General features: G+C 65.2%; 18 protein-coding genes. 9 read left to right on the forward strand and 9 right to left on the reverse strand.

The annotated features are described in order from the left end of the window. Positions 1–117: 117 nt before the first annotated feature. Genes A8950_RS07485 through A8950_RS07505 form a run of 5 tightly spaced genes read left to right on the forward strand, consistent with a single transcriptional unit; the run spans position 118 to position 4,993 of the window. Entirely contained in the window at positions 118–1,356 is a 1,239-nt protein-coding gene (locus A8950_RS07485) for a Zn-dependent hydrolase (RefSeq protein WP_133613006.1), read from the forward strand. Further along, positions 1,353–2,195, forward strand: coding sequence for an ABC transporter ATP-binding protein (locus A8950_RS07490; RefSeq protein WP_456073075.1), 843 nt, complete (start codon positions 1,353–1,355; stop codon positions 2,193–2,195). The genes A8950_RS07485 and A8950_RS07490 overlap by 4 nt, the downstream gene beginning before the upstream one ends. Further along, a complete protein-coding gene (locus A8950_RS07495) occupies positions 2,192–3,091 on the forward strand; it encodes an ABC transporter permease (RefSeq protein WP_133613007.1) in 900 nt (299 codons plus the stop codon). Before A8950_RS07490 ends, A8950_RS07495 begins: the two co-directional genes overlap by 4 nt. Continuing rightward, positions 3,088–3,942, forward strand: a complete 855-nt coding sequence (locus A8950_RS07500) for an ABC transporter permease (RefSeq protein WP_208109782.1) — start codon at positions 3,088–3,090, stop codon at positions 3,940–3,942. Before A8950_RS07495 ends, A8950_RS07500 begins: the two co-directional genes overlap by 4 nt. Before the next feature lie 40 nt (positions 3,943–3,982). Then, a complete protein-coding gene (locus tag A8950_RS07505; protein WP_133613008.1) occupies positions 3,983–4,993 on the forward strand; it encodes an ABC transporter substrate-binding protein in 1,011 nt (336 codons plus the stop codon). A gap of 59 nt (positions 4,994–5,052) precedes the next feature. On the opposite strand, the gene A8950_RS07510 is transcribed toward A8950_RS07505, so the two are convergent. Both A8950_RS07510 and purE read right to left on the reverse strand, forming a co-directional pair. Continuing rightward, positions 5,053–6,144 (reverse strand): 5-(carboxyamino)imidazole ribonucleotide synthase, encoded by a 1,092-nt coding sequence (locus A8950_RS07510; RefSeq protein ID WP_133613009.1) that lies wholly within the window; start codon positions 6,142–6,144, stop codon positions 5,053–5,055. 5 nt (positions 6,145–6,149) lie between these two features. Then, on the reverse strand, positions 6,150–6,668 hold the full coding sequence (gene purE / locus A8950_RS07515) for a 5-(carboxyamino)imidazole ribonucleotide mutase (protein WP_208109783.1): 519 nt from the start codon (positions 6,666–6,668) through the stop codon (positions 6,150–6,152). 258 nt (positions 6,669–6,926) lie between these two features. Here purE and A8950_RS07520 point away from each other — a divergent pair, with 258 nt between their 5' ends. Next, positions 6,927–7,748 (forward strand): GGDEF domain-containing protein, encoded by an 822-nt coding sequence (locus A8950_RS07520; protein ID WP_166645048.1) that lies wholly within the window; start codon positions 6,927–6,929, stop codon positions 7,746–7,748. Positions 7,749–7,774: 26 nt separating this feature from the next. Here the strand turns inward: A8950_RS07520 and A8950_RS07525 are convergent, their stop codons facing one another. From A8950_RS07525 to rpsT, 7 genes are all read right to left on the reverse strand, one after another. After that, positions 7,775–8,374 (reverse strand): Spy/CpxP family protein refolding chaperone, encoded by a 600-nt coding sequence (locus A8950_RS07525; protein WP_133613012.1) that lies wholly within the window; start codon positions 8,372–8,374, stop codon positions 7,775–7,777. Positions 8,375–8,545: 171 nt separating this feature from the next. Beyond that, complete coding sequence (gene gyrB, locus A8950_RS07530; protein WP_133613013.1) at positions 8,546–10,975, reverse strand: DNA topoisomerase (ATP-hydrolyzing) subunit B; 2,430 nt, start codon at positions 10,973–10,975, stop codon at positions 8,546–8,548. 78 nt (positions 10,976–11,053) lie between these two features. Continuing rightward, a complete protein-coding gene (recF, locus tag A8950_RS07535; RefSeq protein ID WP_133613014.1) occupies positions 11,054–12,313 on the reverse strand; it encodes a DNA replication/repair protein RecF in 1,260 nt (419 codons plus the stop codon). 21 nt (positions 12,314–12,334) lie between these two features. Then, positions 12,335–13,453 carry a DNA polymerase III subunit beta gene (dnaN, locus tag A8950_RS07540; protein ID WP_133613015.1) on the reverse strand — a complete coding sequence of 373 codons (1,119 nt, stop codon included), beginning with the start codon at positions 13,451–13,453 and terminating at the stop codon, positions 12,335–12,337. Between the two features lie 339 nt (positions 13,454–13,792). After that, positions 13,793–15,241 carry a chromosomal replication initiator protein DnaA gene (gene dnaA, locus A8950_RS07545; RefSeq protein ID WP_243735561.1) on the reverse strand — a complete coding sequence of 483 codons (1,449 nt, stop codon included), beginning with the start codon at positions 15,239–15,241 and terminating at the stop codon, positions 13,793–13,795. 54 nt (positions 15,242–15,295) lie between these two features. Next, positions 15,296–15,724 carry a rhodanese-like domain-containing protein gene (locus tag A8950_RS07550; protein WP_133613016.1) on the reverse strand — a complete coding sequence of 143 codons (429 nt, stop codon included), beginning with the start codon at positions 15,722–15,724 and terminating at the stop codon, positions 15,296–15,298. 689 nt (positions 15,725–16,413) lie between these two features. Continuing rightward, a complete protein-coding gene (rpsT, locus tag A8950_RS07555) occupies positions 16,414–16,677 on the reverse strand; it encodes a 30S ribosomal protein S20 (protein ID WP_133613017.1) in 264 nt (87 codons plus the stop codon). Between the two features lie 243 nt (positions 16,678–16,920). Here rpsT and dapF point away from each other — a divergent pair, with 243 nt between their 5' ends. From dapF to ftsY, 3 genes are read left to right on the forward strand one after another with little or no spacing between them, the layout of a single operon-like run. Beyond that, positions 16,921–17,763, forward strand: a complete 843-nt coding sequence (gene dapF / locus A8950_RS07560; RefSeq protein ID WP_133613018.1) for a diaminopimelate epimerase — start codon at positions 16,921–16,923, stop codon at positions 17,761–17,763. After that, entirely contained in the window at positions 17,756–19,021 is a 1,266-nt protein-coding gene (mtaB, locus tag A8950_RS07565; protein ID WP_133613019.1) for a tRNA (N(6)-L-threonylcarbamoyladenosine(37)-C(2))-methylthiotransferase MtaB, read from the forward strand. Before dapF ends, mtaB begins: the two co-directional genes overlap by 8 nt. Positions 19,022–19,043: 22 nt before the next feature. Then, positions 19,044–19,982 (forward strand): signal recognition particle-docking protein FtsY, encoded by a 939-nt coding sequence (ftsY, locus tag A8950_RS07570; protein WP_133613020.1) that lies wholly within the window; start codon positions 19,044–19,046, stop codon positions 19,980–19,982. Positions 19,983–19,998: the final 16 nt, after the last annotated feature.

Here is a 19,998-nt window from a genome sequence, read left to right on the forward strand (position 1 = left end):
CCCGGCGCCATGGTACATCACGCCATGGCCTCAGCGGGCGGTAAGTCGCATGCGCATTTCCCTGCCCGGCGAGCAACAGGCCGACGCCTGACATGGCGCGGGACCCGGAGGGAGAGCATGGCGACCAATCTCAAGATCAATGCCGACCGGCTGTGGGACAGCCTGATGGAAATGGCGCGGATCGGCGCCACGGAGAAGGGCGGGGTTTGCCGACTGGCCCTCACGGATCTCGACCGCCAAGCGCGCGATCTCTTCGTCAAATGGTGCCGCGAGGCCGGCTGCTCGATCCGCATCGACAAGATGGGCAATGTCTTTGCGCGGCGCCCCGGCAAGGATGACAGCCTCGCCCCGGTCATGACCGGCAGCCATATCGACAGCCAGCCGACCGGGGGCAAGTTCGACGGCGCCTATGGCGTGCTCTGCGGGCTCGAGGTAATCCGCACCCTGAATGACCTGAAATACGAAACCCTGCGCCCGATCGAGGCGGCGATCTGGACCAATGAGGAAGGCTCGCGCTTTGCCCCCGCCATGGTGGCCAGCGGCGTCTTCGCCGGTGTCTTCGATCTCGATTACGGTCTTTCCCGCGCCGACCAGGAGGGGAAGACCATGGGCGACGAGTTGAAGCGCATCGGCTATTACGGCGATGACGAGGTGGGCGGTCGCCCCGTCCACGCCTTCTTCGAGGCGCATATCGAGCAGGGCCCGATCCTGGAGGCTGAAAAAAAGACCATCGGCATCGTCCAGGGCGCCCAGGGCCAGCGCTGGTTCGAGGTCACCTTCACCGGCCAGGAGGCACATGCCGGACCGACCCCGATGAAGGTCCGCAAGGACGCGCTGGTGGGGGCGGCCCAGGTGATCGCCGCCATCAACCAGATCGGCCATGACAACCAGCCCTTCGCCTGCGCCACGGTGGGCATGATCAATTCCAGCCCCAATTCGCGCAACGTCATTCCGGGCAAGGTCTTCTTCACCATCGATCTCCGCCATCCCGATGACGAGGTACTTTCCAAGATGGCGGCCGAGGCAAAGGCCGCCTGCGACGCAGCGGTGGCGAAAAACCGCCTCGAGATGGATTTCAAGGAAATCTGGTACTCGCCGCCGGTGAAGTTCGACGCCTCCTGCGTCGCCGCCGTCAAGAAGGGCACCGAGGAACTCGGCTTCGACAATCTCGACATCATTTCCGGCGCCGGCCACGACGCCTGCTATATGAACCGGGTGGCGCCAACCGCGATGGTCTTCATCCCCTGCGAGGGCGGCATCAGCCACAACGAGATCGAGAATGCGACCAAGGAGGATTGCGGCGCCGGCTGCGATGTCCTGCTGCGCGCCATGGTCGAACGTGCCAATGCGGCATGACCAGCCTGCCGCCGCGCGAAGCCGCCGCTGAACGGGGTACGTTGATGAGTGTCGCCGATACCGTCATCGATGTGCGCGATCTCGGCCTCGTCTTCGAGACGCCGGACGCACCGGTCGAGGCGCTGAAGGATATCAACCTGCAGATCCGGCGCGGCGAGTTCGTGACCTTCATCGGGCCATCGGGCTGTGGCAAGACGACGCTGATGCGCATCATCGCCGATCTCGAGCAGCCGACCTCCGGTACCGTCACGGTCAACGGGGTTTCCCCGCACGAGGCGCGGCTCCAGCGCGCCTATGGCTACATCTTCCAGGCGGCAGCCCTCTATCCCTGGCGCAACATCCAGAAGAACGTCGAACTGCCGCACGAAATCATGGGTGTCTCGAAGGCCGAACGGGCCGAGAAGGCACGGCGCTATCTCGATCTCGTCGGATTGAAGGGCTTCGAGAAGAAGTTTCCCTTCCAGCTTTCCGGCGGCATGCAGCAGCGCGCCTCCATCGCCCGTGCTCTCTCCTTCGATCCCGATCTCCTGCTGATGGACGAGCCATTCGGTGCGCTGGACGAGATCACGCGCGACCGCATGAACGAGGAATTGCTGCGCATCTGGCACGAGACCAAGAAGACCGTCATCTTCGTCACCCATTCCATTGACGAGGCGGTGCTGCTCTCGACCCGGATCGTCATCATGAGCGCGCGCCCCGGCCGCATTGTCGAGGTGATCGACAGCGACTTGCCGGCCGAACGCAATCTGGAGACCCGGGAATCCCCGGTGGCGCAGCAACTTGCCCATCGCATCCGCCTCGGCCTCAAGGCCGGCCATTCCTATGACGAGGTCCGATGAAGCAGGGCCCCGCCGGCTGGATGGTCAACAAGCTGCTGCCGGTGGCAACGGTGGTCGCTATCATCGTCCTGCTCTGGTATGTGCTGGCCGTGGCGCTCAATTGGGCTCAGGTCTCAGAACGGCTGGCGAAGGAGAGTGATAACCCGCCGGTTTCGGCGATCGTTGCCGGCACCTGGGAGATGGAGCGGCCGGTCCTCCCCGCTCCGCACCAGATCGCCGCTGAATTCTCGAAAACCGTGTTCGAAACCAGGGTCACGGCCAAGCGCTCGCTGGTCTATCACGCCGGTGTCACCGCCTCGGCCACCTTGCTCGGCTTCGCGCTGGGCGCCGTGCTCGGCATCGTGCTTGCCATCGGCATCGTTCACCTCAAGGTGCTCGACCGCTCGCTGATGCCCTGGATCATCGCATCGCAGACCGTACCGATCCTCGCCATCGCCCCCATGATCATCGTTGTGCTCGGCAATGTGGGCCTCACCGGCCTCGTCCCCAAATCGATCATTTCGATGTATCTCTGCTTCTTCCCCGTCGCCATCGGCATGGTGAAGGGGCTGCGCTCGCCGGACCCGATGCAACTCGACCTCATGCGCTCCTACAATGCCAGTGCCGCGCAGATTCTCTGGAAACTGCGGCTGCCGGCATCGGTGCCGTTCCTCTTCGCCAGCCTCAAGGTTGCGGTCGCGATCAGCCTGACCGGTGCCATTGTCGGCGAATTGCCGACCGGCGCCTCGGCGGGCCTCGGCGCGCGGCTGCTCTCCGGCAGCTATTACGGCCAGACCGTGCAGATCTGGTCGGCCCTCTTCATGGCGGCCTTCCTCGGCATGGTGCTGGTCTATTCCATCGGCGGCATCGAGCGACTGACGCTCGGCGCCCGCGGCCAGGCGGCGGGTGCGCGATGAGCGATTGGATGGCCACGGCGCTGCTCGTTGCCGTCACCCTGGCGACCTGGGGAGTGATGGCCTGGCTGGTCAGGCTGGACGGCAAGGGGCTGGGGCGCTGGCTGGTGCCGGCTCTTTTCGGCGCCGGCCTGCTGCTGGGCTGGGAGATCGTCTGCCGCGGCTATGGCATCCCGGCAGTACTGCTGCCGGCACCTTCTCAGATCTGGGACGCCTTCTGGCGGTCGCTGCCGGTGTTGATGGCCGATTTCCAGCAGACTTTCCTCAAGGCCGTCATCGCCGGTTTTGTCCTTGGCAATCTGCTGGGCTTCGTCACCGCCCTGATCGTCGACCGCGTTCCCTTCCTGCAGCGTGGCCTGCTGCCGCTGGGCAATATGGTGAGTGCCGTGCCGATCATCGGCGTCGCTCCCATCATGGTCATGTGGTTTGGTTTCGGCTGGGAATCGAAGACGGCGGTAATCGTCTTCATGATCTTCTTCCCCATGCTGGTGAATGCGCTGGCCGGGCTTGCCGCCACCGATGCCATGAGCCGCGACCTCATGCGCTCCTATGCCGCGGGGTACTGGCAGACCCTCCTCAAGCTGCGCCTGCCGGCCGCCTTGCCGTTTATCTTCAATGCGCTCAAGATCAACTCGACCCTGGCGCTGATCGGCGCCATCGTGGCGGAATTCTTCGGCTCGCCGATCTCCGGCATGGGCTTCCGCATCAGCGTCGAGGTGGCGCGCATGAATGTCGACGTGGTCTGGGCAACCATCGCCGTGGCGGCCCTCGCGGGCTCGCTCTCCTATGGTCTCATTGCGCTTCTGGAACGGCATCTAACGTCGTGGCACGCATCCTTCCGCGCCACGCGATGACATCACCAAGAACCCAACATCAATAATAACGGAGGCTAAAATGGTGCTCAAATCCCTCTTCCGCTCTGTCGTCCTGGCGGGGCTGGTCGCCGGTGCCGCGAACGCGGCCTCGGCGGCCGACCAGTTGACCCTGCAGTTGAAATGGGTCACCCAGGCCCAGTTCGCCGGCTACTACGTTGCCAAGGACAAGGGCTTCTATGACGAGGTCGGGCTCGACGTCACTATCAAGGCGGGCGGCCCCGACATCAATCCCAGCCAGGTGATCGCCGGCGGCGGCGCCGATGTCGTGGTCGACTGGATGCCTTCGGCCCTCGCCACGCGCGAGAAGGGCGTGCCGCTGGTCAATATCGCCCAGGTCTTCCAGAAATCCGGCATGATGCTGACCTGCCGGAAGGATTCCGGTGTGGCGACACCGGCCGATTTCCCCGGCCAGACCCTGGGCGTCTGGTTTGGCGGCAACGAATATCCGTTCCTCAACTGGATGAACAAGCTTGGCTACAAGACCGACGGCACCGAAGGCGGCGTCAACGTGCTGAAGCAGGGCTTCAATGTCGATCCGCTACTGCAGAAGCAGGCGGCCTGCATCTCCACCATGACCTATAACGAGTACTGGCAGGTGATCGAGGCCGGCGTTTCGCCGGACGAGCTCATCACCTTCAAATACGAGGATGAGGGTGTGGCGACGCTGGAGGACGGCCTCTACACGCTGGAGAAGAACCTTGCCGATCCGGCCATGGTCGAGAAGCTGGCGAAGTTCCTGAAGGCCTCGATGAAGGGCTGGGAATATGCCGTCGCCAACCAGGACGAGGCGGTTGCCATCGTGCTGGAGAATGACGAGACCGGCGCCCAGACCGAAGGGCACCAGAAGACCATGATGCAGGAGATCGCCAAGCTGGTGGGTGAAAACCCGAAGGGCACCGGCTGGCTCGACGATGCCGCAGCCGATCGGACGGTCGAGACCCTGATGTCCGGCGGTTCGGATCCGGTCATTACCAAGAAGCCGGACGGCGCCTGGAGCCACGCGGTCATGGAAAAGGCCGGCGCGCTCTAAGACAATCGCCCGATCTTCCCGAGTGAAAACCCCGCCGGGCAACCGGCGGGGTTTTTTCTTCACGTATTTTTCGGCTTCAGCCGGTTCCAATGGCCCATCTTGCGGCCCGGCCGTGCTTCCGCCTTGCCGTAGAGATGCAGCTTCACGTCGGGATCAGCCAGCAATTGCGGCCAGGTCTCGACCTCGTCGCCGATGAGGTTGGTCATCACCGTGTCGGAATGGCGCGCCGGATTGCCGAGCGCGAGGCCGCAGACCGCCCGTACATGCTGCTCGAACTGGCTGGTGACAGCACCGTCCAGTGACCAGTGGCCGGAATTGTGCGGGCGCGGTGCCAACTCGTTGACGATGACGCGACCGTCGCGGGCGACGAACATCTCGACGGCCAGCAGGCCAATGAGGTCGATGCCGCCGGCGATCTGCCGCGCGATCGCTTCCGCCGCATGGGCGATTTTCAGTGGAATGCCGGCGGGAACGGTCGATGTGTCCAGGATGTGGTGCTTGTGGTGGTTGCGCGCCGGCTCATAGAGGGCCACGTCGCCTTGCGGGTTGCGCGCGACGATGACCGAGATCTCGCATTCGAAATCGACGAAGCCTTCCAGAATGGCGACGCTGCCGCCCATCTTCGTCCAGGCGGCGTCGAGGTCGGTACCCGCGTCGATCCGCACCTGGCCCTTGCCGTCATAACCGAAGCTGGCCGATTTCAGGATCGACGGCGTGCCGATCGCCTTGACTGCCGCCGGCAACTCGGCGGCGCTGCCTACTTCGCGAAAGGCGGTGACGGGCACACCGATGCCCTCCAGGAAGCGCTTCTCCCGGAGGCGTTCCTGGGTGATGTGCAGCACACGCGGAGCGGGGCGGGTCGGCTTGCGCGCCGCCAGCTTTTCGGCTGCGGCTGCCGGGATGTTCTCGAATTCGAACGTGACCACGTCGACCGCGTCGGCGAAGGCTTCTAGTGCGGCGAGATCGTCATAGGCCGCGACCGTATTCTTCCAGGCAACCTGCGCTGCCGGCCCGTCGATTTCCGGCGAGAAGACATGGACCTTGTAGCCGAGGCGCGCGGCGGCGAGCGCCGACATGCGGCCCAGCTGCCCGCCGCCCAGAATGCCGATCACCGAACCCGGTGCCAGGACCTGGCCCTTTTCCGCGCTCATTCCTGTCAGCCCTCCCGGTTCGGCATATCGGCGACGGCACTGGTCTGGCGCTGGCGGTGGGCAGCCAGGCGCTTCGCCAGCGTCGCGTCATTGAGTGCGAGCACGGCGGCGGCGAGAAGGGCTGCGTTGATGGCCCCCGCCTTGCCGATGGCGAGTGTCCCTACCGGAATGCCGGCCGGCATCTGCACGATCGAAAGCAGGCTGTCCTGGCCTTTCAGCGCCTGACTTTCCACCGGCACGCCGAAGACCGGCAGTTCGGTGAGCGAGGCCGTCATGCCGGGGAGATGCGCTGCCCCGCCGGCCCCGGCGATGATGACCTTGAGCCCGCGTCCCTTGGCGCTCTGCGCATAGTCAAAGAGCCGCTTCGGCGTGCGGTGGGCCGAAACGATCCTGACCTCATGTGCTACGCCGAGATTTTCCAAGATCTCGGCAGCGAAGCGCATCGTGGCCCAGTCGGACTGGCTTCCCATGATGACCCCGACCAGAGGCTTGCCGGATTTAGCGCCAGCGCTACGGCGGGTCATGCGTTTCTCTTTTGCTGCCATGGCCTTACGCCTTTTCGAGGGACCCGGGGAGGCGGCGATTATAGGGGGCGCCCCAACCTTGGCAAGCTGCCGCTGCAGCCGTCTTAACGCGACCTTAACCGGCTTAGCATCATGATTCGGCGCTATTTTTCGAGAACCGACCCGGCTTGCCGGCCGGCTGCCGCAAGAGCCAGAAAAGGGTTGCGGCCGTCTCTGGCGATGGCCAACATCCGGGGCGGTGGTCAGGAGCGAGACGGCATGAAGATTCGCGATCGCGCAGGCGGCGTCTCCGGGGTGACACCCGCCGGCGGTGCGCGGCCCGTTGCCAAGGTCGCCAGGGCGACGAAGGCGGATGCCACCACCGGCGTCGCCGCGACCGGCGAGGTTGGCCATGCCGCCCCGGTCGACCAGGCCAGTTTCCTTGGCCTGACCGAAACCGAGTTGTCGCCCAATGTGAAGGCGGCCCTCTCCGCGCTCCTCGACGAGGTGCGTTCGCTGCGCGAGGAACTCGACCGCACGCGCAAACGCATCCAGTATCTCGAGCGGGTGGCGGATGAGGATGCCATGCTGCCCATCGCCAACCGCCGCGCCTTCGTGCGCGAACTCACCCGCATCATCTCGTTCTCGGAACGCTACGGCTCGCCGGGCTCGGTGCTCTATTTCGATTTGAACGGCATGAAGCAGATCAACGACCGGCACGGCCATGCCGCCGGTGACGCCGCCTTGCGCCATTTCGCCCAGCTGCTGGTCGACAATGTGCGCGATTCCGACGTGGTAGGGCGATTGGGCGGCGACGAATTCGGCGTCATACTGGCCCAGGCCGATGTCGCCCAGGCCCAGGAAAAGGCGGCCCAGCTGATTACCCAGATCGCCCGCTCGCCCTTCATCTGGGAAGGGAACGAGATCACGCTCTCCTGCGCCGTCGGCATGCACGAATTCCACGGCCAGCAATCGGCTGACGACGCCCTCTCCCAGGCCGACGCCTCGATGTACCAGGCCAAGCGCAAGCATTACGAAGGCAGGAATGGTGCCGATTCCGAAACGGCGATCGATGAGGAGGATGACGCTGCCGCGGGTTAAGGCGGATTGCCCTCAGCGCGTCATGATCACATCATGCCCATCGGACCCATAAGAAGCTGATCGGCGATCTGCTTCTGATCGGGGTCGAGGCTCTCATAGAGCTTCAAGGTCGGCGCCTTCATCCTCTCCAGCATCTCGACATGTGCCGCCATGTGACGCGTGGCGAGATTGAGCCGCTCGGGGATTGTCGGCGGCGCGCCCGCTTGACCCATCATGCTCTGGCCCATCATGCCCTGACCCATCATGCCCTGGCCCATCATGCCCTGGCCCATCATGCCCTGGCCCATCATGCCCTGGCCCATCATGCCCTGGCCCATCATGCCCTGACCGTGCATGTTTCCTGACATCATTTCCTGCATCATCTGCTGGCGCTGACCGGCATTGGCGCGCAAGGCGTCGGCATAGGCCTGCCACGCATCTTCCTGCGCGGCGTTAATCTTGAGTTCGGTTTTGAGGAATGCGAGGCGGCCTTCGACATGGCGACCACCCATCATGCCCATGCCCATGCCGTTGCCGGACCACATGCCGCAATCGGTGCCTGTCACGCAGGGCTGGAATTGCTGCGCCTGGAGCGGCGCCGAAAGAGCAGCGAGGATAACGGCTGCAACCGCTAGTGACTTCATCATGGCAGCCTCCCAACGGAAGTTGGCGTTGGCGCCGATTATACGGCCCGCAAAATCGGCCGCCTTGATACAGGTCAAAAGGCCGGCGATCCGGTGAAGCTTGCTACCGGCTAGCGATTTGCCACGACCCTCAGATACGGGTGTGTCAAACCAAGGATTTCCGGCGAAACGGCCTCACACGTCCAGATTGGCGACGTTGAGCGCGTTCTGCTGGATGAAGTCGCGCCGGGGTTCGACCACGTCGCCCATCAGGGTCGAGAAGATCTCCTCGGCCTCGTCGGTATGGTTGACCTTGACCTGGAGCAGCGTGCGGACGGCGGGGTCGAGGGTGGTGGCCCAGAGCTGTTCCGGGTTCATCTCGCCCAATCCCTTGTAGCGCTGGATGTCGATGCCCTTGCCACCCAGTTCGATGATCGTGTCGATGAGGGCGATGGGGCCGTTGATGCCGATGGACTTGTCCTTCGAGACCAGGGTTGCCGTGGCGCCGAAATTCTCGGCGAGTTCCTTCTTCATCTGGTCGAGGCGGTGCGCCTCGGCGGCGCGGATGAGACCTGCGTCGATGACATGGGAGGCGGTGACGCCACGCAGGCGTCGCTTGAAGGCAAGCCCGCCCTGCTGGTCGGCGAGGCCCGACCAGCCGCGTGCCGTCGCCGGCTCGAGCGCATCGAGGCGGGCGGCGATGGCGGCGGCCATTTCGGGGCTGGCGGCATCCTGCGGGTTGAGGGCGCCGGCGATGGCGGCCTGCTCGACCACAGCGGCGGCACCCACCTTGCGGATCATGGGCTCCATCAGATGCTTGGCATTGGCGGCGAGATCGACCACGCGGCGCAGATCGGCACCGGTCAATTGTTCGCCGGAGCCCAGGGTGAGGACGGCCCCCTCGACGCCGAGGCTGATCAGGTAATCCTCGCGCGCGCGATCGTCCTTGAGATAACGCTCGGACTTGCCCTTGGCGGCGCGGTAGAGCGGCGGCTGGGCGATATAGAGATAGCCCTTCTCGATCAGTTCCGGCATCTGCCGATAGAAGAAGGTCAGCAGCAGCGTGCGGATATGCGAGCCGTCGACATCGGCGTCGGTCATGATGATGATCTTGTGGTAGCGCGCCTTGGCAATGTCGAATTCCTCCGGCCCGATGCTGGTGCCCAGAGCGGCAATCAGGGTGCCGATTTCGGCCGAGGACAGCATCTTGTCGAAGCGCGCCCGCTCGACATTGAGGATCTTGCCGCGGAGCGGCAGGATTGCCTGGTTCTTGCGGTGGCGGCCCTGCTTCGCCGACCCGCCGGCAGAATCGCCCTCGACAATGAACAATTCGGAGAGCGCCGGATCGCGTTCCTGGCAATCGGCCAGCTTGCCGGGGAGGGACGAGATGTCGAGCGCTCCCTTGCGGCGGGTAAGGTCGCGGGCCTTGCGCGCGGCCTCGCGCGCCGCCGCCGCCTCGACCACCTTGCCGACCACACGCTTGGCATCGGCCGGGTGTTCCTCGAGCCATTGCGCGAGGCGTTCGTTGACGATGTTCTCGACCGCCGGGCGGACCTCGGACGAGACCAGCTTGTCCTTTGTCTGCGAGGAGAATTTCGGGTCCGGCACCTTGACCGACAGCACGCAGGTCAGGCCCTCGCGGGCGTCGTCACCGGAGAGGGTCACCTTCTCGCGCTTGGCGATGCCGCTTTCCTCGGCATAGCGGTTGATCTGGCGGGTGAGGGCAGCGCGGAAGCCCTGCAAATGCGTACCGCCATCCCGCTGCGGAATGTTGTTGGTGAAGCAGAGCATGGTCTCGTGATAGGCGTCGGTCCATTCGAGGGCCAGTTCGACCGAGATACCGTCCTTCTCGCCGGCGATCACGATGGCCGGGCTGTGCAGCGCCGTCTTCGAGCGGTCGAGATAGCGCACGAAGGCCTCGATGCCACCCTCGTAATGGAGCTCGACCGATTTCGGTTCGACGCCGCGACTGTCGGTGAGGATCAGGCGAACGCCCGAATTGAGGAAGGCCAGCTCGCGCAGGCGATGTTCCAGCGTCGCATAGTCGAACTCGGTCCGGGTGAAGGTTTCCTTGGAAGGCAGGAAGGTCACCTCGGTGCCTCGCTGGCCGTTGGCATCACCCACCAAAGCCAGCGGCGCCTCCGGGACGCCATGGCGGAAGCGCATGAAATGCGCCTTGCCGTCGCGCCAGATCCTGAGGTCGAGACGCTCGGAGAGCGCGTTCACCACCGAAACGCCGACGCCGTGCAGGCCGCCCGAGACCTTGTAGCTGTTCTGGTCGAATTTCCCGCCGGCATGCAGCTGGGTCATGATGACCTCGGCCGCCGAAACGCCTTCCTCCTTGTGAATGTCGACCGGAATGCCGCGGCCGTTGTCGTTCACCGTGACCGAGCCGTCGCCGTTGAGCGTCACCAGCACGCGGTCGCAATGGCCGGCGAGGCTCTCGTCGATCGCGTTGTCGACCACCTCATAGACCATGTGATGCAGGCCCGAGCCGTCATCGGTGTCGCCGATATACATGCCAGGCCGTTTCCTGACCGCGTCCAGGCCTTTCAGCACGCGAATGGAATCGGCGCCGTATTCGCCGTTGCCGTTCTGCTCGTTGCCCTTGTTCTCGTCGCTCATGGTCTCAGCTCGTTTCTACTCTGCAATTGCAATCGCCGCCGCCCGTGTTGGCGCCGGGCGGCGAAACTTGAATCCCGGTCAATTCTCCGGCGTCAGCCGTCCGTCCTGGACCGTCACGAACCGCGCCCAGCCGTGCAGCGACTGGAACAGCCCGCGCTCGGTGCCGGTCAGCCAGCATTGCGCCCGCAACGCCTGCAATTCGGCGAACAGGGCCTCGCGGCGGGTACCGTCCAGATGCGCCGTCACTTCGTCCAGCAACAGGACCGGCGCCTCGCCCCGGCGCCGTGCCGAAAGCCGCGCCTCGGCCAGAATGACCGAGATCAGCAGCGCTTTCTGCTCGCCGGTGGAACAATCGCCGGCCTTCAGCCTCTCGCCCCCCAGATGCCGGCCGGCCAGGGTAACGACAAGATCCGAACGATGCGTACCCCATTGCGTAGCGCCGGCCTCGGCATCGCCGATGCGCGCTTCGTCGAGGCGCCGCTTCAGCCATTCCTCCGCCTCCAGCGCGGTCATGGCGCCCAGTGCCTCCTCGACGGCACCGGCGACGGCCAAGCCGGCCTGCGGGAACGGACCGACAGCGTCCGCTATGGCGGCGTTCAATGCCGTCACGGAATCCTGTCTCGCGGCGGCGATGGCAATCGCCTGGGCCGCCATTTCCTGCTCCAGGCCCGCCAGCCAGGCGGCGCGGTCAGTACCGGTACTTTCCGGCGCCTCGCCGCGCAGGATACGGGCACGCTCGCGCATGGCCTGCTCATAGGCACTGACCCGGGACGCATGGGCGGGATCCAGGCCATAGACCAGCCGGTCGAGAAAGCGCCGGCGCGAGGCTGCGGCTTCCGAGAACAGCCGGTCCATCTGCGGTGTCAACCACAGCACGTTGAGGATCTCGGCAAAGCCCGCCTGCGAGCGCAAGGGGGCGCCGTTCACGCGCGACAGGCGCCGCTCGCGCCCCTGCTGCGCCGGCGCCAGCGGGTCGCGTCCGGTGCCGAGGGCATGTTCGCCGCCCAGGCCCAGATAGCGCGCATGCACCGCCCAAGCCATGCCCTGGCTGCCGCTGAAATTGTCAGGCTGGCGCAATGCCACCTCGGCGATCCCGGCCTGCCGCAGGCCGGACCCGGGGGCGAGATAGGAGAGCGCTTCCAGCAGATTGCTCTTGCCGGCGCCATTGCCGCCGGTCAGCACGACGGCGCCGAAACCCTCGTCGAGGCCGGTTTCGAGGCTGGCTTCGCGGAAGTTGCGGAACCGCGTCAGGCCGAGATGCGAAAAACCATTCGCCACCCGGGTCGACCGTCGTGGCGCCGTCTCGATCAGTCCGGAATCGCGTTCGGCTATCGCCATCTACTCACACGCGTTCATTCCTCATACGCGCATCGGCATCAGCACGTAGAGCGCCTGGGCATCCGCCATGTCACGCAGCAAAGTGGGCGCCACGGAATCGGCCAGTTTCAGTTCCAGCCCGTCGCCCTCGATCTCGTCGGCGACGTCGAGCAGGTATTTGGAGTTGAAGCCGATCTCCATCGCCTGGCCGTCATATTTGACCTCGAGTTCTTCCGAGGCGCTGCCGTTCTCGGCGCTGGTCGCGGAGAGGGTCAGAATACCCGGCTTCAGGCTGAGCTTCACGGCGCGCGACTTTTCGCTGGAGATGGTGGAAACGCGGTCGACCGCGTCGCGGAATTCCTTGCGGTCCACCTCCAGGATCTTGTCGTTGGCGGTCGGGATGACGCGCTGGTAGTCGGGGAACGAGCCGTCGATCAGCTTCGAGGTCAGCACGATATCGGCGAAGGCGAAGCGGATGCGGCTGTCGGAGAGCGAGACGTCGATGGCGCCGTCGAAATCCTCGATCAGCTTGCGGACCTCGTTCACCATTTTCCTGGGCACGATGACGCCGGGAATGCCTTCGGCGCCTTCGGGCAGCGGCATCTCGACCCTGGCCAGTCGATGGCCATCGGTGGCGACGGCGCGCAGGCTGGTCTGCTTGCCGGCCGCATAGGCATGCATGTAGATGCCGTTGAGGTAGTAGCGCGTCTCCTCGGTCGAGATCGCGAATTTGGTGCGGTCGATGAGCCCCTTGAGATCGGCGGCCGAGAGGGGGAATTTGTGCGGCAGGTCGCCGGCATGGATGGCCGGGAAATCCTCCTTTGGCAGGGTGGCGAGGGCAAAGCGCGAGCGCCCGGCCTTCACCGTCACCTGCTGCCCGTCGGCGGCGAGTTCGATCTGCACCTGGGCGCCCTCGGGGAGCTTGCGCACGATGTCGTAGAGCGTATGCGCCGGCACGGTCGCCGCGCCCGGCGCAGTGATGTCGGCGGCCACCTTCTCGACCACGGCCAGGTCCATGTCGGTGGCGGTCAGGCCGAGCTGGCCGTCCTTGGCCTCGGCCAGCACGTTGGAGAGGATGGGGATCGTATTGCGGCGTTCGACGACGCTCTGCACATGCCCCAAAGCCTTCAGCAGGAGGGTCCGTTCGATGGTCAGTTTCATGGCCTAACTCAACCCTGTTGTCTCAAAAATCCGTTCGTTGAAATCCGGTCCGTCGACGGGGGCTCGGCAGCAAATTCGGCGCCGCGCGCCGGCCTGCCTCGGCCGGCGGTATACCCGCCAGCCGGCTTTCCGGCATCCGGCGCCGACCGCCGGATTCAGTCCCGTGCTTGCCTGAAGGTCCCCCGCGCCGGGGCGTGCTGCCCGGACGGAATCGGCCGAATCGGCCATCGGTTTCCAGCAAGTGAGGGATTATAGCAGGTTAGCTTGCGGGCAACAGGGAATTGTGCCCGCAGGAGCGCTGCCGCGGACCGTCTTAACCACCTGAAACAAAGCTGAAAATCAGCCTTCCAGCATGCGCCTCAGCAGATCGATGTCCTCGGCAAAGGAAATATCGCCGGCAGCCAGTTCCTCGACCTTTTTCACGGCATGCATGACCGTCGTGTGGTCGCGCCCGCCAAAGCCGCGGCCGATATCGGGCAGCGATTTGGTGGTGAGCTGCTTGGCCAGATACATGGCGATCTGCCGGGGCCGCGAGACCTGCCGCGCGCGCCGGGGCGAGCTCATGTCGGCAAGCTTGATGTTGTAATGCTCGGCGACGCGGCGCTGGATCTCCTCGATGGTGACCGAGCGGTCGTTGGCGCGCAGCAGGTCCTTCAGCAGTTCCTGTGCGGAATCGACCGAGACGGGCCGCCCGACCAGCGTCGCATGGGCGATGATGCGGGTCAGCGCCCCTTCGAGTTCGCGCACGTTGGAGGAGATGCGGTGGGCGAGGAATTCCAGCACCTTCCCCGGGATCTCGATCGGCGCCTGTTCGGCCTTCGCCTGCAGGATGCCGAGGCGGAGTTCGTAGGTGGTGGGATGGATATCGGCGACGAGGCCCCAGCCGAAGCGCGTACGCATGCGCTCCTCCAGGCCCTGCAGGTCGGAGGGCGACTTGTCGGCCGAGAGCACCACCTGCTTGTTCTGGTCGAACAGCGCGTTGAAGGTGTGGAAGAACTCTTCCTGGGTGGATTCCTTGCCGATGATGAACTGCACGTCGTCGACCATGAGCACGTCGACCGAGCGGAACAATTCCTTGAAGGCCATGGTGTTCTTGTTCCGGAGCGCCCGGATGAACTGGTACATGAACTTCTCGGCCGAGAGATAGATCACGCGCTTTTGCGGCTGCTTCTTCTTGATGTGATGCGCGATGGCATGCATCAGATGCGTCTTGCCGAGGCCGACACCGCCATAGAGGAACAGCGGGTTGAACGGCACGGAATCGGATTCGGCGACGCGGATCGCCGCGGCATGGGCCAGTTCGTTCGACTTGCCGACCACGAAATTGTCGAAGGTGAGGCGCGGATCCAGCGTGGCGCTGACGCCGGCAAGACCTTCCTGGTCGGCGCCGAGCACTGCCGCCGGATCGCTCTCGGTTTTCGCGCCATTGCCGTCATCCGGAGCTGACTCCGTCGCCGGCAGGTCGTCGAATTCGAGGCCACCGCTCGCCGTCGCCGTGCCGTTGGCGTCGACGATCACCTCGACCGAGCGGATCTCCGGGCATTCGCTCGTCCAGAGCGCTTTGATGCGGTCTGCATAATGCGTGGCTACCCAGTCGCGCATGAAGCGCGACGGCACCGCGACGCGCAAGTCCTGGCCGCGGCGGCCGGCCAGCGTCAGCGGCTTCAGCCAGGAGCGAAAAGTGGCCTCGCCGAACTCCGCACGCAGGCGACCGCGCACGCGGGCCCATTGCGCGTTCAACAGCGAATCACTACCCGCCTCGATCATGGCTTTTCCCCCCGTACTCATGCTGTTCAACTCGTCTCGTCCGCCCATCTTGCCGCCTACAGCCCCTGCACCCGATCAATCCTGAATCCAGGGCAGGCCGGCTACTTTCCAGCCATTGCTCTGCCCGCGATGTCCGGCCGCGTCCCGGTCGCCCTCGAAGCCGCCGGCGACATTGAAACAGGGGCCGAAGCCGGCCTCGGTCATGGCGATGGCGGCAGCGCGGGAACGCGCGCCGGAGCGGCAGATGAAATAGAGCGGTCCGCGGCTGCCGGCCAACTGGCCCTCCACCTTGGTGACGAACCCGCCATCGACCGCCATCCCCGGGTAAACCTGCCAGGAGGCGAGAATCACCTTCTTGCCGAGATTGGCGAGATCAGGGATGCCGACAAAGCTCCATTCCGGCTGGGTGCGGACGTCGACCAGACGGGCCTCCGCCGAGCCGGCCAATCCTTGCCAGGCGGTCTCGGGCGTCACGTCGCCCGCATATGTGCCGCTGCTGCCCATGTCCAACCCAACTCCCTCTTGCGCAACCAACCATGACTCATAGGACAACATGCCGAAAGCGCGGCACGCTCTCCCAATCGGCGGCGGCTCGAAAATAAACTAAGCCCGTCCGCCGAACCCATCAGGTTCGGGGTGGCACAGCTGCAACCAAAGCGCGATCAACCGCCCAACAATCGCGAAGCGGTCGTGGCTTGGCTGCCACAGGTGAGGTTCGGGGAAAAGGTACGCCCGGCCAGCGCATTCAGGGCCCGTGAAAGGCCGTGCAACCGACTTGTCCGACAATCCGCCGGAGCTGGCTCCGGGGGTCCGACAAGGGTGCCGATGAGACCTGGCTATACGCATCACAGATCTTTGTTTTTTAAGGTAATTTTCCCGAATTCAACCCCTTGTCGGGGCCCCGGCCAACGCCCTGTCCCGCGGCCGGAAGGCGACTCTACGCGGCACCCCGACAGCATGCAACAAGTCCGAATCGGGAACTCCCCTGTTTCGAGTCGTGCCGACCTGACTGTGGCTGAATCGACACAGATTTCGCGCAACGCCATAGCGGGTGGGACGCAACGGATGGTGGCGGAGGCTGGCCAGAGGCACAAAAGCAAACCGCGGCCCCCGGAGCGGGGCCGCGGCTGCGGCGTTCTTAAACAAGCAATTGCCAGTCGGCCTTCAGGCGCCGGGTAAGCTGGCCGCCGATGTCAGGCGAGGGTCCGCAAACGCTTGGTCAGGCGCGACATCTTGCGCGCCGCAGCATTCTTGTGAATGACACCCTTGTTGACGCCCCGCGACAATTCCGGCTGGGCGGCCTTGAGGGCCGCTTCGGCTTCGGCCTTGTTGCCGCCAGCGATCGCCGTTTCGGCCTTCTTGACGGCCGACTTCAGGCGGCTGGTGTTGGCACGGTTGCGGGCGGTGCGCGTCTCGGTCTGGCGGATGCGCTTTTCCGCGGATTTATGGTGAGCCATCGGATGGAACCTGCTGCAAAAACTTCAGGAAATGCTTGGCGGCGGGTTATACAGAGGGGGAGTGGGGCCGTCAACCGGTGAAACCCGGTGCCGGCCAGGATCGGGGGGTGCCGCCGAAACTGCCCGACCTGCGTTCCAGGCAGGGTGCCATCCCTCTGAAAACATTGGACCGGGAGGGCGGTCGGGCGGCATAACCAAGCCCAGTCCCGTCTCTCGCAGGACCTTGACCCAAGCGCGGACAGAATGAGCGACAAGCTGCCCTTCATCAAGATGCACGGCCTCGGCAACGATTTCGTTGTGCTGGATGCGCGTCGCCATGCGCTCAACCTGACCACGGAACAGCGGCAATGGCTGGCCGACCGGCATCGCGGCATCGGCTGCGACCAGCTCATTACCCTGGAGAACGCCCCCGATTCCCGGGCCGACGTCTTCATGCGCATCCATAACGCCGATGGCAGCGAGGCGCGCGCCTGCGGCAATGCCACCCGCTGTGTCGCCGCCAGGGTGATGGGCGAGAAGGGCAACGGCCATGCCGTCATCCAGACGGTGGCAGGATTGCTGCCGGCCGAGGTCCAGCCCGGCGGCGAAATCGCCGTGGATATGGGGCCGGCATTGCTGGACTGGCAGGACATCCCGGTGGCGGCACCCTGCGACACACTGCGCCTGCCGGTCGCCCATGGCCCCGTCGCCGATCCGGTCGGCGTCAATGTGGGATCGCCCCATGCCGTCTTCTTCGTCGAAGACGTGGCGGCCCTCGACATCGCCGAGATCGGGCCGCTGCTGGAGCGCCACGCCTTCTTCCCGGACCGTGCCAACATCGAATTCGCCCAGGTGATCGACCCCGGCTACATCCGCATGCGGGTCTGGGAGCGCGGCACGGGCATCACGCTGGCTTGCGGCTCCGGCGCCTGCGCAACGCTGGTGGCGGCGGCGCGGCGCGGCCTTACCGGGCGCAAGGCGGTGGTCGAGGTCGATGGCGGGCGTCTCGCCATCGAATGGCTGGCGAATGGCCATGTCCGCATGACCGGGCCCTGGACACTTTCCTTCGCCGGCGAGGTCGACCTTGCCGAGGCCCGCCATGGCTGATCCCCAGCTCGTCACCTTCGGTTGTCGCCTCAACGCCTTCGAAAGCGAGGTGATCCGCGGCCATGCCGGCGCCGCGGGGCTGGGCGAGGCCATCATCATCAATACCTGCGCCGTGACCTCCGAGGCGGAGCGCCAGGCGCGCCAGGCAATCCGCCGCGCGCGGCGCGAGAATCCGGCGGCGCGCATCATCGTCACGGGTTGTGCCGCGCAGATCGCGCCCGAGAAATTCGCGGCGATGGCCGAGGTGGATGCCGTACTCGGCAACGAAGAGAAACTGAAGGTCGAGAGCTATGCCGCGCTCGCGCGTGCCAATGACCGGCATGTCGCGGTCGCCGACATCATGAACGTCACCGAGACGGCGCCGCATCTGATCGCCGGCTTTGCCGAGCGCGCTCGCGCTTTCGTCGAGATACAGCAGGGCTGCGATCATCGCTGTACCTTCTGCATCATACCATTCGGCCGCGGCAATTCCCGCTCGGTTCCGGCCGGCGCCATCGTCGAGCAGATTCGCGGGTTGGTGGCCAGCGGATTGAAGGAAGTGGTTCTGACCGGCGTCGACATCACCTCCTATGGCGGCGACCTACCGGGCCGGGGCGGGCTCGGCGCGCTAGTCCGGCGCATCCTGACCCTGGTGCCGGAACTGCCGCGCCTGCGATTTTCCTCGCTCGACGTGGTCGAGGTGGATGACGAACTCGCGCGCCTCATCGCCGAAGAGGAGCGGCTCATGCCCCATCTCCATCTCTCGCTCCAGGCCGGCGACGACATGATCCTGAAGCGCATGAAGCGGCGCCATTCGCGCGACGACGCCATCCGCTTCTGCGCCGAGATGCAGGCGCGCCGCCCCGACATCGTTTTCGGTGCCGACCTCATTGCCGGCTTCCCGACCGAGAGCGAGGCGATGTTCGAGAACTCGCTGCGCCTTGTCGAGGAATGCAATCTAACCTTCCTGCACGTCTTTCCCTATTCGTCGCGCGCCGGTACGCCGGCAGCCAAGATGCCGCAAGTGCCGGGTCCGGTGCGCAAGGAGCGTGCGCAGCGACTGCGGGCGGCAGGTCTTGCCGCGCAGAACGCCTATTTTGCGCGCCGTGTCGGGCAGCCGGCTTGCGTCCTGGTGGAGCGCACCGAGGATGCCGCAAGCTTCGGTCACAGCGAGCATTTCGCACCTGTTGCCCTCAACTTCCGCGCCGAGCCAGGGAGCATCGTCGCGGCGCGCGTGCAGGCGGCGACCGAGCAGCACCTGATCGCCATCGCCGCCTGAAATCCCCAACATTGCGAGTCCCATGACGCAGGATACGAGTGTCGAGAAACGCGGCTGGTTCGGGCGCCTCAAGGCTGGCCTCAGCCGTTCTTCCGCCAAGATCACCGAGAGCTTCGCCGGCATTTTCACCAGGCGGAAGCTCGACCAGGCGCTGATCGACGAGTTGGAGGAGGCGCTGATCGCCGCCGATCTCGGTCCGGCCACCGCGGCGCGGCTTACCGCCGTCCTGGCGCGCGATCGCTTCGACAAGGAAGTCTCGGTCGAGGAGGTGCGCGGCATCTTCGCCGGCGAAATCGCCCGGATGCTGGAGCCGGTGGCGAAGCCGCTGGCCATCGGCCCGGCCCGGCCCCATGTCGTCCTGGTGGTCGGCGTCAACGGGTCGGGCAAGACCACCACCATCGGCAAGCTGGCCAGGCTCTATCAGGCGCAGGGCAAGAAGGTCATGCTGGCGGCGGGCGATACCTTCCGTGCTGCCGCGGTCGAGCAGCTGAAAATCTGGGGCGAGCGTGCGAACGTGCCGGTGATCGCGCGCGGCGAGGGGGCCGATCCGGCGGGGCTTGCCTTCGACGCCGTTCAGGCGGCAAAGGAGCAGGGCATCGATCTGCTGCTGATCGATACTGCGGGCCGCCTGCAGAACAAGGCGGGGCTGATGGAGGAACTGGCCAAGATCCTCCGCGTCATTCGGAAGATCGATGCCACGGCACCGAATGACTGCCTGCTGGTGCTGGATGCGACAGTCGGCCAGAACGCGCATTCGCAGGTCGAGATATTCAAGCAGGTCTGCGATGTCAGCGGTCTGGTGCTGACCAAGCTCGATGGATCCGCCAAGGGCGGCGTCCTTGTGGCCCTGGCCGAGCGCTTCAAGCTGCCGGTCGTGGCGATCGGCGTTGGCGAGGGGCCGGACGACCTGAAGCCCTTCACGCCGCAGGAGTTCGCGCGCTCCCTGATGGACCTGGATTGAGCAAGGTGCTGCCCGG

This window comes from Dongia mobilis (genome assembly GCF_004363235.1).
Classification (GTDB): Bacteria; Pseudomonadota; Alphaproteobacteria; order Dongiales; family Dongiaceae; genus Dongia; species Dongia mobilis.